Raw genomic sequence first — 15,653 nt, 5'->3', positions numbered from 1 at the left:
TCCAATTAGATTATTTCGTAGTTGGTGATTCCACGTTGCTTAAAGAGTTGTAAAGCATTCGTTTTATCTTTGCTATCGGCAAAACTCTCATCAGCAATCACGAATTTGAACTCTCCGGGATTGACAAAGTCGGCTTTTAGGTCTAACATTTGCCCAATTTGTTTATAGCTTATCTTTTTTGCAAATGTGGCAACCATTACTCCGGAGCCAACAACAAATGCTTTCTTTCCTTCAATCTCTTTTTCTTCCACTTTTGTGGTAAGAGAAAGCCCGAGCTTAAGCATTACTTCGTAGAGAATGTCTAATTCCGTTCGTTCGGGTTTTAGAATATTTAATATTTTATTAAATTCTGCTTTTAATTGTGTCGCAGCATCACTTTCTTTGAGATTATCTAACTCAATATCCCAATTTTTCACATTGGAACGATCGAGCTTGAAGACTTTGAAACCGATGTCGAGCTTATAGTCTTCAGCAAACAGGCCTGTATCTTTTGAATTATGTTCTTTAAGTATTTTCTTGCCTGCACGGCGGATGCGCTCTTTAGCTAGTTCTGTCAAATAATGAGGTTTGTTAAGCTCCTCTAAGGTTGAAATAGCCGACTGTAACATTTTTTTTGTATCAGGATCAGCATTTCCTATATTTTCATCCAAGTTCTCTGGAAGTTGTACTAAAATAAACTTCCTTTCACCTTTATTTTTCATATTATACTCAAATAAAGATTGAGCTGTCGTTCCTGACCCGGAGAAGAAATCTAATACAATTGCTTTTGAATCACAATATGTAATAGCCTGTATAAGAGTTTGTATCAATTTAATTGGCTTAGGATAAGAAAAGACTTCTTTACCAAACAGTTCAATTATCTGAGATGATGCATCTTCATTCGTCTCCATAGAATAGTGATTTGGAGAAAAGAAGTTTTTCATTTTTTTTATTTCTCCTCCTTTTTTTACATGATTAGGACGAAATGGTATTTTGCTTATAATTATTTCTTCCTTGTTTTCAATTATAGTATTAAGTAATTCTTGAGAATAACGCCATTCGCCTTCAAGTCTGAATTCATTTTCATTCATATTGTCAATTATTACAACCTCATCCAATAATCGTGTTATTATATTCCCCTCGGACATATCTTGAGCTGCAATTTGCTGATCTTGAAAATTAAATCTAACACTTTTAGGTGGAAACTTTAAAACCGCCAAAGAGTTTCCAGCATTATTGAGTGGATATTTTTTCCCCTCAGTAGTCGTTTCTATAGAAAATGGTATTGAGAATAAACTTTTTTTTGTATAACATAATACATATTCGCCTAATTTTCCGACATTTCGATGTAAAAATGATGGTTTCTTTTTCTTTTCCCAAACAAACTCAGTCACAAAATTATCTTCTCCAAACACCTCATCACAAATTTTTCTTAAGTTCGCCACTTCATTATCATCGATGGAAATAAAAATGACCCCGTCGTCAGTAAGCAAATTACGAGCAAGTTTTAAGCGTGGATACATCATATTTAGCCAATTCGTATGATAGCGTCCGCTCGCTTCACTATTCACAGCATTTGTCGTATTTGTCTGTTCTAAATAGTTGGATAAATTATCTTTGTAATTGTCTTTATACACAAAATCTTTCCCGGTATTGTAAGGAGGATCAATATAAATCATTTTGATTGCTCCCATGTAAGAATCTTGTAATAGTTTCAAAACTTCCAAATTATCCCCTTCTATGTAAAGATTCTCAGTATTCTCCCAATCAACTGATTCTTCCGGGCATGGACGTAAGGTGCCAGTACTTCGTTTCTGAGCTTCGGCAATCGCTCTTCTTTTACCAGACCACTCGAAAGCGAATTTCTCTCCATATTTTTGGTAATACTCCGCATCTTCCGTCGGTATGGCGGCTTCACCGAGTAAAATGGAAAGTTTTTCCATATCTATTTTGTAGGATATGTTGCTGTCTTTATCAGCCACTTCGGCTACTGCCTCTGGAAATAATACTTTGATTTTCTCTATATTATCTGTAATCAAATCTTTGCTTTTCCCGTCCATAATTTATGATGTTATTTTATTTTGTTTCTTTTTTAGATCTTCTATATTTCGCGCCAACTCCGTTTTTTCTTTTAAAGGCGTTGACTTTAAGTTCAGCCTTTTAGTCAGATATTGCACTTCGCTTTCCAACAGTTTATACTGTTCGGTTCGTTCTTTATATTGATAGAAATTAGAGTCTTCCGCTTTTTTGAGAATATCGATGTTTGCCTGCTTGTATATGTTTTCATGAATAATGGTATATACCTGCTTATAATCTAAGATTGGGATGTTTTTCAGAGATATTGTTTTCAAAAAATCATCACAAGTATCGGCATTCATCCATTCAGTTTGATGGTATTCTTCGACCACCACTTTCTCTTGCTCATTTCTGTTTAATCGTTTTATGGCAGATGCAAACAACAAGTTATCTTCCAAAGAGAATATTACAATGAGAGGTGAAGGTATCACCTCTTGCATAAGACGATTAATTTTTTGCGTAGCAAGCTCTTTTCGTAAGGATACTTGCGCGAAGAGAATGCAATCAAAACGTTCTGTCTCGTTTACGACTATCTCCATAGGAAAAGTGAACTTATTAAGCACATACTTTAAACGAACCTCCTCAATCCGTTCGGTTATGATATCTCGCTCGGATTTCGACAACTTCCCATGAATGAAAATTTCTTTCTTGGGAATCCGTTTATCGTACGATTTAACCGTACCCTGAAGCCCTATTTGTTGAAAAACAGCTACCATCTTTACATAATCACTAAATAGGATATTAACTCGTATTCATCATCAGCAATAAGCAAATTGGAATCGCCTGCCCCAAAATCGACTAAGCCTCCCAGCGCAAATACATCTCCACATTGTTCATCTTCCACCTTTTTGATTGCCGACTTCGCTTGTGTTAATAACTCAGTCCAATGTTTCATTTTTGTTTGCCCTGAACTAAGTTTGTCGAATTTTTCTATCAGCTCTTTAATCGGTTCTCTTTTTCCTAAACAAAGAGAACGATAAATATCCAACACTTGCTTAGTTTGTTTATCAGAGAATAAAATTTCGCCTTCGTCTGTTATATAGAGCAAATAAAAAGGAGCTAACGTACTGGCATTTTTATCTATCGTATCAGAGATGTTTTTAAGACAGAATATAATGCCGGGCTTAATATCTTCATTCAAACTCTCATTCTCATTCCGAGTTATAGAATGTATACCTTTAGATAGTCCATCCAATAAACCTGGATTCTTCTCATTGAAATCCACCAAATTCATGCGGAAATCACTTAATGTAAGATCGGTAATTGAAACACCTCCTGTTAAATCCTCCATGTCGAGGACTTCTTCTTTCATCTGTTCCAATTGCTTACGTCTATAATCCAGATCACGCATTTCTTGCGAGTTTTCGATTATATTTTCTTCGCCGGTTGCTGAGATGTCAAGTAGTTTCATTCGCCCTTTCACTCTTCTTTCCAAGTTAATATACTCTTCTAGTTCAAGAGCAGGCCAAAAATTAACCAGCTGTATTTCTTTGTTTTTGCTACCAATACGGTCTATACGTCCAAATCGTTGAATGATACGCACAGGATTCCAATGTATATCATAATTAACCACATAATCGCAATCTTGAAGATTTTGTCCTTCCGATATGCAATCTGTTGCTATCAGTATATCTATTTCATTCCCATCTTCATTTCTTTCTTTCGAGCAAGGCGAGAAATTAATCAACAATCCCGTGAAGTCTTTCCGCTTCATAGGCAACGTGGTTTGTGGATCACGTGTTCCTGTAACCAAGCCTGAAAAAACTCCTAATTCGTTATTCGCCCAACCTGATATATTTTCATACAGATAATCCGCAGTATCAGCAAAAGCGGTAAATACTAAAACTTTTTTGTTTTCAGCATTTATAGGATGCTGTATTTTATTGGCTATTATTCTCTTTAGTTCGGCTAACTTTTCATCTCTATCAGGAGTTACAGCCTTTATGTCGGTTGCTATTTGGTTCAGGATAACTAAATCATATTCCAAATCAGACTTATACTTCACTTTATCTAAGTCGGATACTTTAATCTTTGTGACTTTGCCGATAGTCATTTCGTTGTTTGCTAATTCATCATCTTCCCAGTACTCGTCATCATTCTTATAACTAATGTCAGCAACAGAATTTTCTAAACTACTAATAATATTCTCTATATTCTCTATAAGGTAATTTATAGACTTATTAAATGCATAAACAGAACTTTCTAATCTCTTCAACAGGTTGGTGCGCATCAAAGCCTTCAAACTAAACTCACGATCTACTTGCTTGAAGCTCGCTTTACCCTTTAGTTTTGTGTCATACAAATCCTCGTAGAATCCGATTCTGTCAGAAAGCAAGTAAGACATAGGCGTGTACATGCAAAGATTCATACACATTATGAGTTCATTAATCGCTCCAAAAGAAGGGAACTTCCTTTGGATGTCAATTTCGCAATACTTGTTAATAGGCTTTAATCGGGTTGGGAACTTCCCCACTTTTTCTAATCCATAATACTTTTCTATATGTTTACGTGAACGAGCAATTGTCAAAGAATCAAGTAGTTTGAAATAATCCCAGTTGAGATATTCTAATAAATTATCCGTTGTTTGTTCGCTCAGGGGAAGTTTATTCCACAAATTAAAAGCGGCTTGAGCCTTTCGCATTGTATTTGAAACGCTTTCTATCTCTGCATTCTCAGCAAACGCATCATCTTTTCCTTCTGAGATAAAAGCTATTTGGTTCTTTATATCGTTCAGTTCTTTGTTTACTGGAGTAGCAGATAACATTAGCACTTTAGTCTTAACCCCAGAGCGAATGATTTCTTTCATCAAATGCTCATAACGAGTCATTCTGTCTTTTCCTGTTGATGCATTACGGAAATTGTGAGACTCATCAATAACAACAAGGTCAAAGTTCCCCCAATTCACATAAGACAAATCTACATCTTCCGAGTATCCACTTTCACGAGAAAGGTCTGTATGATTTAATAATGTATAACTGAACAATCGCTCTGAAGCGAATGGGTTACGCTTGTCGTTCAATTTGTAGATACGCCAGTTATCTCGCAGCTTTTTAGGCGCAAGTACCAAAACTTTATGATTTCGCAGTTCATAATACTTGATTATAGCAAGAGCTTCGTATGTTTTCCCTAACCCCACTGAATCAGCGATAATGCAACCTCCATAAGTTTCTATTTTGTTGATTGCACCCACAACACCATCTTGTTGAAAATCGTATAGCTTATTCCAGATAAGGGTATTGGTAATCCCTGTTTTCTTCTCAATCATTTGCTCCTTTTCAACATCTTCAAGAAAATGTTTGAAAAGATGATTTAGAGTGAAAAAATAAAGTACTTCAGGGGACTTGTCTTGATAGATTAACTGAAGTTCTTTTAAAAGCTTACTTTTAATATCTTCAACTAACTGAGTATTTTCCCAAATAGCATCAAATGTATTTCTGAATCTTTGAGCATGTATTGGGTCTTCTATCTTTTCATTGATATGAACTCGACCGCCAAGATCAATACTGCCTAAACCGATTGCATTAAAGTCTGAATGTGTGATGTAATCTGCATAATTTTCATGGTTGTCTATGCTTAACATCTTACCCTTTACTTTCTTCGATTTAATCTTTCTTACCTCAGCCTTTTTCTTTATCCAGCTTGCAAATTCCTTTGCTACACCTTCGTAGTCAAGCTCGCTCTTAAGAGGCGTTTCCTCAATGGTCTCAATATATTTCCCGCTGGTATCATACTGATCCGGGTTAATTATTAGCTTTACGCTATCTATAGAATTAAGTGCATCTTTGATTTCTTTAAAACCGTAAACAGTAAAGAAGGAAGAAATAATCTTCAATTTAGATCCTGAATCTACGTTTTTATTTATGATATCTCTTAATTGAGGTATTTCGTTCATGCTCTTACTGGTTTTTAATCAAATCCTTTATTTCTACCTGTAGAATCTTAGCAATCTGGTGCAACATTTCCAAACTTGGCTGCTGCCGGTTACAAGCATAAGCATTTATTGAGCTGAAGCTTTTACCAAGTTTTTCAGCTAACCACGTCTGCTTAATTCCTTTTTCGTCAAGCACTTCCTTTATTCTGTTTAATTCCATCGGATTGTTTTTCGGTGAAACATATAAAATGTAGCCACAAATATAGTGTAAATTTTGCTATAAAAATAAAGCAAGGATAAATATCCCTGCTTTATTACCACTCGCTTTCAGTATCTTACTTGTTTTGCTTCAAATTCTCCGCTTCGCGTCTTAGTCGTTCCGCTTCTTGTTCTTTCAACCTCGCCTGCTCCAAACGCTTGGCCTCCTCCAATACAGCTTTCTCATGTTGCTCTACTTGCTTTCGGATAATTTTTACACTATCTCGCTTATAGTCAAAGATATCTTCCAAATACCCTATTCTATCCAGCGTTATTGTTCTTTGCATTTTTACATAGCGATATTTCAGGTCATTATCTTTATAAGAGGCGATTTCCTCTCGCTGGTAATATATCGCAAACATGCACACAAGCAAGGCGACACCCATACCGATTACAGAAAAGAAGATTTTGTTGGAAGCAATGCTGAATGTATGGTGACATTCTGTTTTTACCGGCTTGCGAACCTTTTCGATTGTTTCCTGCAACCTGTCGGTTAGTTCACTGATTGCGGATAAGTCTGGCAACTCAATTTCAGGTTGAACAACGGTAGGAGTATTATCGTTCCCCTTTTTAATCAACTTCTTGATCTCTTCAAAAAGCGTGTATACTTCGTTTATCTCTATATTTCTCATAATCTTACTGTTTAATTTGTTAATACATTTACATTTGTCGTCCGAACTTTCGTCTCGGTTTCTTCTTTAATCGCTGCTGGCGAAGATATTCGGCTTCATTCTCATCGTATCCGCTTCCGGGTTGAATATCAAACAATCCACCCAAAGCAGAACCGACTGATCCGATTGTTGATACAACGGCATTACTGGTCGAGTGGGATTGTTCCTGCCTTTGACTTGCCAACTGGCTACGGGCATTTTGTCCCAACTGATAATCAATTTTCGAATAGCTAAACATCTTATCGACTTTGGAGCCATTGAATAAATATCCATTCTTCTCAAACCGAACTCCCTGCACTTCATCGGAATTCCCTTTGGTCTTGAACTCGGTTTTTATCCCTGCCTTTTGCAGTTCATTCGTCAATTGTTTCCAGTTCTTACACTTTGGCACCAATGCTTTGAGAGAATTGTATATCTCGTATTTGGTTTTATCCGGCTCTTTCAGGCGGTGTTCTTTTACGTTCTCTTTGCCGGTGGCGAAATATAAACCGTATTTCTCAGTCAGTTCCTTGCAGATCTTCTCGCTTCGGAAACGGTCATTGCTATCTGTAATCGTCTTGCTGTTATTATCCACCCGGTTATAAACCAAATGGATATGCGGATGCTCCTTGTCAAAATGCCTTGCAATGATATACTGTGTGTTCACTATACCCATTTGTTTCATGTAGTCGTGAGCAATCTGTCCCATCAGTTGATTGGATAGCTTATCTTTGTCTTGTGCAGAAAAGTCTAACGAGATATGGCATACCGGTTTTGCCACACGGCTATTCAAGCTCGCTTGGGTTACGAAACTCTGAACGATGGAAGCTTTGCTCTTCACTCGAAGTCCATCAAAATCGACAATCTCCGTATTCTTGTGCTTGTCCAGAATGTAATTGACCACACCCTTGAACGCTTTACCCTTTACTATTTTTGCCATCATCTTCAATCATTTCAATTACGTTATCAATCTTATCTGCCAGATAGAGGTATTCATGGCGAGTACTGGTGTAACCTTCGGCGTTTGCTCTTCGGGCAATCTGATTCAGGTTATTCCCCATACCTGATAGCTTTCGGATATAATCGTTCAGTTCGGGTGTGAGGCGTGGACAAATTTTGCTCCCGACTATACACTGACGAACGAAATCACTTCGGCTAATTCCTGCCGATTTGGCTTTCGTCTTTAGCGAAAAGTACTCGCGAGAATCCATCTTAACGCTGACCATATAGGTGCGCTTCTCGCCTAATCCTTTGGTGGGGCGACCACCTGTTTTTCTCGGTTTCTTATCTTCCATTTTTAATTGCTATTTTACGATTAGACCAGCGGGATTTCCTCCCATTTTGGGGAGCAAGTGGCGTTTTGGTATGACCAAAACATAAACTTGCTCCGCTAAAAATCACAGATTTTCCATTAGAGTCTAAATCCGGTCTTCTTACGAGGATTTACCCTGTTCTTTGAAGAATTCTCAAGCATTAAACTAAATTCTTCCATTAGTATTTTCAAGGCAGGATTACGTTTAATCATGTCTTGAAGAATTGCCGTAGGCTGTTTCGCCTCAAGTAGAAAATCGGCGATATCGTACCCCTCTTTCCGTTGCTCCGGCGTTGCTCGTTTCTCCAGAAAATCGAAAATCTCCACCTCAATATTAAGCGACTTCATCTTGTTTGCTTTCACTTGCCAATCCTCCCATGCTCCCAGATCCGGAAACAGGATTATCTTTCTACCTTTAAGAATTTGCAAGTTCTCATCATTGAAACAACCATGCTTCCCACCGGCAGCGATCCATTGAAACTGGGGCATATAGAAAGAAGAGATTAAAGCGGTCTTTTCACTTTCTACAATCGCTACCGGCATATTGGATTGACTGGCAAGTAGGTGTTCGCCAAAGAAGCATTGTTTCAGGTTGAAGTTTTCTTGCTTTAGGAGCGAGTGTACCCATGTGATATGATTATATGGATATTTAACTCGCTTGCCGGTCTCCGAATCATATAGCATTACCTTTCCTGTGCGCACTCTTCCGGCTACATCCATTTGCCAGAAAACAGTTGCTCCGTCCCAATGCTTAGCGGAACCGACCTTATATTTCATCATCAACTTCGTTGCTTCATCTTCTCCCAGTTGAGAGGATAGAAATTGAAACAACTTGTTTTGCTGATAATGACCAAGCGAAGATGCGACCAAGTTCGGGTCAATACAACTTGCTTCTTTTTCTTTCATAGAAGGAAAACTCCTTTGTATTGTGGGCTGATAATCTGAAAAGCTCTCTCGTCTATCCGGATTCTCCTCAAAATATTGCTTCGGAGTGAAGTGATATCCGCATTTTTCTTCTCGGTCGCATCTACCCACATGATTTGGAAACGAAACCTTATTTTCGGTGTCGATGTAGTGAGAAAAGGACTTCTTTTGTTCACAAGCCGGGCAGGTGTGCCGCGTTGCGATTCCTTTATAGGGTTCTAATATATATCTATAGCTCATTATGTTTTTTACATTTTGTACACTCTCCGCATTTCTCAAAAAAATAGAACTGTAAATCAGCGCTTTACTCCCTTTGAAATGTGCGTATCGGCTTACACAACCTCGCACTTTAAGTATGGTAAAAGCATGAAAAAGCGGAAAAGTGAATTGTTTCACAAATTGTTATACGCCTGAATGTCTTTGATTTAGAATCAAAAGTGTAGAGAATGCGGAAAATGCGCTAAAGCAATTTCCGGTATCGTCCATGTTTGTAGTTGTCAAGCAAGCCATCCTTGAAATCACTAAGCATACGTTTGAAGCTATCTGCTGATATGGAAAACTGAGAAGCAACTTGTATTCCTTCCGCTGTAGAGAAGTCTGACGGAAGCGCATTATACAATCGCTGTTTGTCGGAGGGAAGCTGCTCCAAAGTTGCAGAAGAGGCAATAATTTGTTGAACCTTACGTGCGGTCTTCTGATAATAACCGACCAACTCGATAGCCCCTTCTACGCTGACTAAATCAATCGAATCTTTAGAGGCTTCTCCACAGAGCCAGCGAGCAACCTGCAAGATCAGGCAGAAGCGAATGGCATATATTTCCAACTTACTGTAAATACCCATCAACGTCTCGTTGATTTCTCGATTACATTGATCTGTATTCTCTCGTTGCCAGTCGTAGAGTCGCTTCCTGGCATCTTCTTGAAAATATAACTCAACAGGAATTATATCGCCATTGTCATCGGTGAGGTATTCCTGATTGATAAGTTTCTGCATCAGATTATTCCAAGTAGGGATTACATGCCGAGATAAATGCTGTTCGCTCCAATACTGCTTTTCTAAATTGTTTGGCAACACAAATAGAATGCGGTCTAAAAAACCGTTTTGATTACGTTCGCCTTTCGCCATCTCTCTCAATACTCCATGCTGAATGGTACCGATTACGCCAATGAAGGAGTTTTTGACTGATACAGAGTTCTTGGAACCACGTCGATCCAAAATTATCGGCTTACCATTGTAAAGAGAGAGCCAGAACTGTTCCTCAGAACCCTTTGTGTAGCGATTGAAGTTCTTAAACCACGAAGCCAGCTCATCGGTATATAGACAAATTCCTCTTTTGTTATTTTCGTGGATAAAGGCAAGGCTTTCAGGAGTAATATCTGAAACAACAAACTTTTTCAGAACGGGCTCGTTTGGCAGTTCGTTAATTCCTTGCTCCTCACGCTCTTTTCGACTGAGATAAAGAAGCTGCTCGTATTCCTTAATCTCTTTCTTAAACGTAACTGCATTCTTTGCGTCATGCTCAAACAAAGGATGAAAAGCAAAGCTAAGTGGATGGCTTTTGTTTACTCCCGGACGACCAATCAGGGCGATATAAAGAATCGCTCGTTCTGACCAGCCTTCCTTTAACTTGGCAACATGCGTATTCCCAATTCCAACTGATAGTACAAAACAAAGTGAGGCTGCAATGTAATCAATGGGATAGTTGAGACATTCTCCTGTCGCATAGATAATATCCTGAATATGATGAGGAAATACTTGAACCGGATAATCTGAGCCGTACATCTTCCCTTTACAATGTAGAGCTTCGTGGATGATACCCTCTGCTGTAATTTTATTTTCCATAATCGTTGGCTTTAAAAATTACGACGTGAAGGTCGGCGACGGATTCCTTGGTTGACACGGGCTTCAACTTCTTCTTTCAGTTCCTCTATGGTTTTTCGTTTACCTTGAGTAATCCATGCCATTAGTTCATCTTCAAAGAAGAATAGTTTCTTTCCTCGTTTATAACAAGGAATAAGTCCTTTTCTCGCCAAAGCGTAAACGGTTGGTTTGGCTTTCATAATCAGCCGACACGCTTCTTCAATTTCTATCGGAACTCGCTTTTTTGTCGGTTGACTTTGCTTTGTTTCAACCAAGCTTTTCAGTTCTGATACTTCTTTAATAAGATAAGCAACCGCCTCGGGTAACTTATCGAAAGTAATGTTTTCGTTGCACATAATTCAATTGGTTTTTAATTGTTTCAGTGCAAATAAAAATGGTGTTTCAACGGTGACACGGATCACCAGAGAAACACCAGAAAAACATTTTGAGATAGTGGTTAATACTGTTCCTTACTTTGTGTCGTCGGTTTTATTTAGACTCTCCTCTATTTGAATTGTGCTATTTGGTTCGAATATCTTTAGTTTTTTCTTAATGGTTTTCAGCTCCATATCTTTCAGTTTCTCTTCAAACACGGCTTTGAGGAATCGAGCGATTCCCCATTGGTCTGTTACGTCGAAGTTATTCCAGATATTCCAACCAAAGTGGCAAATATCAACAGTGGTCAGGTCTTTTACTTTTACCGGCTTGAAAGTGGGCGTATTTAAGTCGCTTCCGGCTGCGTAGATTTCTATGTTTTCACAGAGTAAGTCCATGTCGGCATCTGACACATAGAGGGCTAGTGTTTCTTGCGTGTACCTGATTGCTGTATTTAGTTTTTCAGTATATTGTAGGGCAAGTTCTTTTTGCTTTTCTGCCCGGATTTCATCCAAAGAGAGTTGTTTTACTAGTTCTTCCTCCGGCTTTGGCACTTCTTTTACTTGTTTGGGTTTAGGGAAAAGTAATTTACCTGTTTTATCCAATAATCCTTTTATTGCTATAGTGAGGACACAATAGGATATTATCCCAAGTCCGGCAATAAGCCAGAAGATGGTGTTAGCCGAGAATGCATCAACCCCTTGAGCAACAACCGTAGCTCTCACAATAAGACCAATAGCAAAGCAACCAATCGCTACTGATAGATAGATTATGATATATTCATGGTATTTATTCTTCATCACTATCATCTAATGTTGTCTTCACTTCATCGTAGTATTCGTTTAAATGCGCTCTCAGGACTTCTTTAGGTATCAATTTCTGTTCATACGCAGCTATCAAGCTAGGGCTTAAACTTCTACTTAATGAGTATTCAACTACTGAGGCATCGGCATTTTTGCACAACAATATACCAATACTCGGGTTCTCATTCTCTTTTCGCACATCTCTATCGAGTGCTTCAAGATAGAAATCTAATTGTCCTGTATGTTCTGGCTTGAACTTTGTTGTTTTGAGTTCTATGGCAACAAGACATTGTAAGCCTCGATGAAAAAACAGAAGATCTATCTTAAAATCGGTCATTCCCACTTGGATAGGGTACTCTTCTCCCATAAAGATAAAATCTTTGCCCAAATCCAATATAAATTTCTTCATTTGCTGTATGAGTCCCTGTTGAAGGGTCTTCTCACTATGGTTCTCCGGCAAGTTTAGGAAATCAACCATATATCTATCCTTGAATAATTGCTTGGCGGTTGGATAAGTCTCTTTCAATTTTAAGGATTGCTTCTTTTCTCCCAATAAGCTCCGTTCATAGACACTTGATTCTATCTGACGGCGCAATTCTCTATATTTTAATTTTTCCTTGTAAGCTAAAAGGATATAGAAAACTTTTTCTTCTTCAGTCTTGCATCCTGTTATAATCTCCAAGTGAGATGTCCAGTTTATCAATGACAAGAAAGATATAATCTGTCTTTCGTCTCTTAATTGTGGCGGCAATGCCGCCACAATTGTATTAATTTGAATATCAGCGCTTTTTGTTTGTAGCGGCAATGCCGCTACAAATTTAGCAGAACTATATGTCTCATAAAATTTCACCATTCTATATATGGCACTTCTATCAAAACCTTTTAGTCCGGGCTGGTTATTCTTTAAATATTTTGCAAACTGATCAACTACTCCTGATCCCCATTGTTCGGATATTATTCTATGGGAAACATACTTTCCTACTTCCCAATTTGTTGTGATAATCTCGGTATTGATAGCCTGGTAAGCTCTATTCCTATGAGAAATGATGATTGATTTCAATTCCTCAAACTGTGACTGTATTTTATTTACTTCGTATCCCATGGTTATTTGTTTTTTAGGTAGTTGTATAGGTCTTTTGCTGTTGGCAAAGTTATTGTAATTTCTTTGCCATCCTTATTTTCTAAGACTCCCATGTTTGAATCTGTTCCGAATTTTGCATCATATATCCACCATTCTACAGTTTTGCTTGTGTCATCAGTAGCTATTTCAAGCAACTTGATTAGAGCTTCCCACAAATAATGGTTGTCATATATTGGTGCATGACAACCGGGGAAAGCATTTTCCATTGACTCCCCAAAGAACTCATCGTGTTCTAATTGTTTTCTCAAAGCTTCAATAGCTTCTACAAAGTCTTCTTCTGATATATGTATATTCTTCATCTTATTTCAAACTTATCTTATTCGCTGATTCTCTTTTCTTCTCACTCACCAACTCTGCATATACCTGAGTTGTACTCACATTTTTATGCGTAAGCATTTTGCTGACCGTGTAAATATCTGTACCTAAGGCTATCTGAAGGGTCGCAAACGTATGCCGAAAGCAATGATAGGTAATATTCTTCGTAATCCCGGCTTTCTTGAGCCAGTTTTTTAAGGGGTATTGTGTCATGAAACGCTGCAGTCCTTTGAATACTTTCCCTTTTCCACGTTCACCGCAGAGTTCCAACGCTTCGAAGCTGATGGGGAGCGTTGTTTCTGTTTCAGTCTTTTCAGTACGTAAGCGTAAGCAGTATCCATTGTCGGCGCCAAGAACAATTTCATCCCACGTCAGGTTGAGAATGTCACTGATCCGTAATCCTGTCAGACAGGAAAAGAGTGAGGCGTTTTTAAGCACCGGAATATCACATGGCGTATTTGCCAATAGTTTCACCTCATCATGAGTTAGGTATTCTTTGCGAACGTCCTCGTATTCTATCTTCTCTAAAAAGTCATTTACGTTTTCCTTGATCCGTTTATCCCTGTATGCAATTTTTAATAATCCGCGGAAGGTAGAGAAATATCCGGCAGCCGAATTACGAGCGATCTTATGCTTGGGCCGATTCAGTTGATTTGCATTCAATAGATAAGAGCGAAACTTACGACACAAATCTACATTTACATCACCAAAAGTACACTTGCCATTAACAAACTTATAAAAGTGATCATAAACTCTCAACCATTTCTGATCTTTAGTTTTACTCATTTCACTGAAATAAGCTAAGAAATCTCCCTTCATCTTATGTTTATCCAAGAATCCGTATTCCTCATTAATTATAGATTGTACACGGATAGATCGGATGGCTTCTGCTTTCAAGAGCATCTCATTATTATACTCACGCTCTACTTCATTCTTTGGATGCAAGTAGATATAGACTCCTAAATATTCCCTCCGGCTCATCTCCATTGTTTCGGGATTGCGGATGGCCGGATAGAAGTCCAGGTATAAACTCTCCATATCATTTTTGATAGGTCGGCGGCGTAAAGTGACTTTTGATATTGACATGGCTTATATAATTATCGGGTTTAATATACTGTCTAATTCCTGTTTGGCGATCTTAATTAACTTTCCAATCTTTACTTTAGGAATCTTATGATATTTCACATAATGATATATCTGATCCCGGCTCATATTGTACTTTTCCATGGCTTCCGGAACTGTATAGTATTCCAGTCTTTCCGGCTCTATTTCTTCTTTTAACTTATCCACATGATATTTCGAGTAAAACACATATTTGCCTTCTTTCTTTTTGGGGATTGAGTTTTCAGACACGAATGAGTATACGGAATTGATAGTCATATTAAATTTTTCCTTTATATCATCTACTGAATACCATTCGGCAATGCCGGTGTATTGATTTTTTTTTGAAAAGTAAGCCTCCACATGTTTACGGCTGAAATAAGTCTTTCCTTTGTTTAATGTACGAGGGAAATTGTTTTCCTTAGCCACTTTAAAAATCCATGATTCGTTTACCTTATATTTTTCTTTAATCTCAGCAACCGTACAAAGTTCAGAGATAGGCTTGCGATCGGTAGAGGGCTTTGCTTTGTATTCTTCCTTTGCATCAAACATGGTGTCAATATCTTTTCTGCGAATAAATGTTTTCCCACCTATTTGAACTGCCGGTAAACTTCCGGAATGAAGATATCGGTATACAGTCATTCGTCCAACACTCAATAGAAAGGCAGTTTCTGATACGGAGAGAAATTCTTTGTCTTTGATCTTTTCATACTGATCACTAATCATCTCCATCTCTTGCATTGTGCGATAGTTGATAGCCGTCAACCTCATCTGCCGTTTATTATCTTTATACGCTCTTGAGTTACAAGTGTGTGAGCAATAACGGGTCGTGGTCTTGTAAGCATTGAATGTAATGCCACAAAACTCACAGATCTTTAGTATACTTCCTTGTTCTTTCATCTTATTTCGCCAATATTCTGTATCATCATGTATCACTGTGTATCATGAAGTCCCAATAGTGTATCATCTGTTGAAATTAGGACTTGA

The 15,653-nt window shown here is 37.9% G+C and carries 15 protein-coding genes and 1 pseudogene; all 16 read right to left on the bottom strand.

Annotated features, from left to right (window positions below; translation table 11 throughout):
* Positions 1 to 5: 5 nt before the first annotated feature.
* Positions 6 to 2,039, bottom strand: coding sequence for a site-specific DNA-methyltransferase (locus M2137_RS06915; RefSeq protein WP_280765735.1), 2,034 nt, complete (start codon positions 2,037 to 2,039; stop codon positions 6 to 8).
* Positions 2,040 to 2,042: 3 nt separating this feature from the next.
* Positions 2,043 to 2,771: a DUF4391 domain-containing protein gene (locus M2137_RS06910; RefSeq protein ID WP_280765734.1), complete on the bottom strand. Its 729-nt coding sequence runs from the start codon at positions 2,769 to 2,771 to the stop codon at positions 2,043 to 2,045.
* Positions 2,772 to 2,773: 2 nt separating this feature from the next.
* Positions 2,774 to 5,947 (bottom strand): helicase-related protein, encoded by a 3,174-nt coding sequence (locus M2137_RS06905; RefSeq protein ID WP_280765733.1) that lies wholly within the window; start codon positions 5,945 to 5,947, stop codon positions 2,774 to 2,776.
* A 4-nt stretch (positions 5,948 to 5,951) separates the two neighbouring features.
* Entirely contained in the window at positions 5,952 to 6,146 is a 195-nt protein-coding gene (locus M2137_RS06900; protein WP_280765732.1) for a helix-turn-helix transcriptional regulator, read from the bottom strand.
* 115 nt (positions 6,147 to 6,261) lie between these two features.
* Positions 6,262 to 6,816: a hypothetical protein gene (locus M2137_RS06895; RefSeq protein ID WP_280765731.1), complete on the bottom strand. Its 555-nt coding sequence runs from the start codon at positions 6,814 to 6,816 to the stop codon at positions 6,262 to 6,264.
* 28 nt (positions 6,817 to 6,844) lie between these two features.
* Positions 6,845 to 7,777 carry a relaxase/mobilization nuclease domain-containing protein gene (locus tag M2137_RS06890; RefSeq protein WP_280765730.1) on the bottom strand — a complete coding sequence of 311 codons (933 nt, stop codon included), beginning with the start codon at positions 7,775 to 7,777 and terminating at the stop codon, positions 6,845 to 6,847.
* Positions 7,752 to 8,129, bottom strand: coding sequence for a MobC family plasmid mobilization relaxosome protein (locus M2137_RS06885; RefSeq protein WP_280765729.1), 378 nt, complete (start codon positions 8,127 to 8,129; stop codon positions 7,752 to 7,754). Before M2137_RS06885 ends, M2137_RS06890 begins: the two co-directional genes overlap by 26 nt.
* Positions 8,130 to 8,245: 116 nt before the next feature.
* Positions 8,246 to 9,052, bottom strand: a complete 807-nt coding sequence (locus M2137_RS06880; protein ID WP_280765868.1) for a DUF6371 domain-containing protein — start codon at positions 9,050 to 9,052, stop codon at positions 8,246 to 8,248.
* 87 nt (positions 9,053 to 9,139) lie between these two features.
* Positions 9,140 to 9,310: pseudogene (locus M2137_RS06875) on the bottom strand (PG0870-related protein); the annotation flags it as partial.
* A gap of 220 nt (positions 9,311 to 9,530) precedes the next feature.
* Positions 9,531 to 10,913: a DUF3987 domain-containing protein gene (locus M2137_RS06870; RefSeq protein WP_280765728.1), complete on the bottom strand. Its 1,383-nt coding sequence runs from the start codon at positions 10,911 to 10,913 to the stop codon at positions 9,531 to 9,533.
* A gap of 11 nt (positions 10,914 to 10,924) precedes the next feature.
* Positions 10,925 to 11,287 (bottom strand): helix-turn-helix domain-containing protein, encoded by a 363-nt coding sequence (locus tag M2137_RS06865; RefSeq protein WP_280765727.1) that lies wholly within the window; start codon positions 11,285 to 11,287, stop codon positions 10,925 to 10,927.
* A 114-nt stretch (positions 11,288 to 11,401) separates the two neighbouring features.
* Positions 11,402 to 12,106, bottom strand: coding sequence for a mobilization protein (locus tag M2137_RS06860; protein WP_280765726.1), 705 nt, complete (start codon positions 12,104 to 12,106; stop codon positions 11,402 to 11,404).
* Positions 12,096 to 13,211 (bottom strand): PDDEXK nuclease domain-containing protein, encoded by a 1,116-nt coding sequence (locus tag M2137_RS06855; RefSeq protein WP_280765725.1) that lies wholly within the window; start codon positions 13,209 to 13,211, stop codon positions 12,096 to 12,098. The genes M2137_RS06860 and M2137_RS06855 overlap by 11 nt, the downstream gene beginning before the upstream one ends.
* A 2-nt stretch (positions 13,212 to 13,213) precedes the next feature.
* Entirely contained in the window at positions 13,214 to 13,549 is a 336-nt protein-coding gene (locus M2137_RS06850) for a hypothetical protein (RefSeq protein WP_163318709.1), read from the bottom strand.
* A 1-nt stretch (position 13,550) separates the two neighbouring features.
* Complete coding sequence (locus M2137_RS06845) at positions 13,551 to 14,651, bottom strand: site-specific integrase (RefSeq protein WP_280765724.1); 1,101 nt, start codon at positions 14,649 to 14,651, stop codon at positions 13,551 to 13,553.
* 3 nt (positions 14,652 to 14,654) lie between these two features.
* On the bottom strand, positions 14,655 to 15,566 hold the full coding sequence (locus M2137_RS06840) for a helix-turn-helix domain-containing protein (protein WP_280765723.1): 912 nt from the start codon (positions 15,564 to 15,566) through the stop codon (positions 14,655 to 14,657).
* Positions 15,567 to 15,653 lie beyond the last annotated feature (87 nt).

Source organism: Parabacteroides sp. PFB2-10 (genome assembly GCF_029893085.1).
In the GTDB taxonomy this organism is placed as follows: Bacteria; Bacteroidota; Bacteroidia; order Bacteroidales; family Tannerellaceae; genus QVMG01.
This window is presented reverse-complemented; position numbering and strand designations above follow the sequence as displayed.

Excerpts from the sequence above, each read along its gene's own strand:
- M2137_RS06900 (WP_280765732.1), bottom strand. The coding sequence starts at position 6,146 with ATGGAATTAAACAGAATAAAGGAAGTGCTTGACGAAAAAGGAATTAAG.
- M2137_RS06855 (WP_280765725.1), bottom strand. The coding sequence starts at position 13,211 with ATGGGATACGAAGTAAATAAAATACAGTCACAGTTTGAGGAATTGAAA.
- M2137_RS06915 (WP_280765735.1), bottom strand. The coding sequence starts at position 2,039 with ATGGACGGGAAAAGCAAAGATTTGATTACAGATAATATAGAGAAAATC.
- M2137_RS06845 (WP_280765724.1), bottom strand. The coding sequence starts at position 14,651 with ATGTCAATATCAAAAGTCACTTTACGCCGCCGACCTATCAAAAATGAT.
- M2137_RS06840 (WP_280765723.1), bottom strand. The coding sequence starts at position 15,566 with ATGAAAGAACAAGGAAGTATACTAAAGATCTGTGAGTTTTGTGGCATT.
- M2137_RS06910 (WP_280765734.1), bottom strand. The coding sequence starts at position 2,771 with ATGGTAGCTGTTTTTCAACAAATAGGGCTTCAGGGTACGGTTAAATCG.
- M2137_RS06890 (WP_280765730.1), bottom strand. The coding sequence starts at position 7,777 with ATGATGGCAAAAATAGTAAAGGGTAAAGCGTTCAAGGGTGTGGTCAAT.
- M2137_RS06860 (WP_280765726.1), bottom strand. The coding sequence starts at position 12,106 with ATGAAGAATAAATACCATGAATATATCATAATCTATCTATCAGTAGCG.
- M2137_RS06895 (WP_280765731.1), bottom strand. The coding sequence starts at position 6,816 with ATGAGAAATATAGAGATAAACGAAGTATACACGCTTTTTGAAGAGATC.
- M2137_RS06880 (WP_280765868.1), bottom strand. The coding sequence starts at position 9,052 with ATGAAAGAAAAAGAAGCAAGTTGTATTGACCCGAACTTGGTCGCATCT.
- M2137_RS06865 (WP_280765727.1), bottom strand. The coding sequence starts at position 11,287 with ATGTGCAACGAAAACATTACTTTCGATAAGTTACCCGAGGCGGTTGCT.
- M2137_RS06850 (WP_163318709.1), bottom strand. The coding sequence starts at position 13,549 with ATGAAGAATATACATATATCAGAAGAAGACTTTGTAGAAGCTATTGAA.
- M2137_RS06885 (WP_280765729.1), bottom strand. The coding sequence starts at position 8,129 with ATGGAAGATAAGAAACCGAGAAAAACAGGTGGTCGCCCCACCAAAGGA.
- M2137_RS06870 (WP_280765728.1), bottom strand. The coding sequence starts at position 10,913 with ATGGAAAATAAAATTACAGCAGAGGGTATCATCCACGAAGCTCTACAT.
- M2137_RS06905 (WP_280765733.1), bottom strand. The coding sequence starts at position 5,947 with ATGAACGAAATACCTCAATTAAGAGATATCATAAATAAAAACGTAGAT.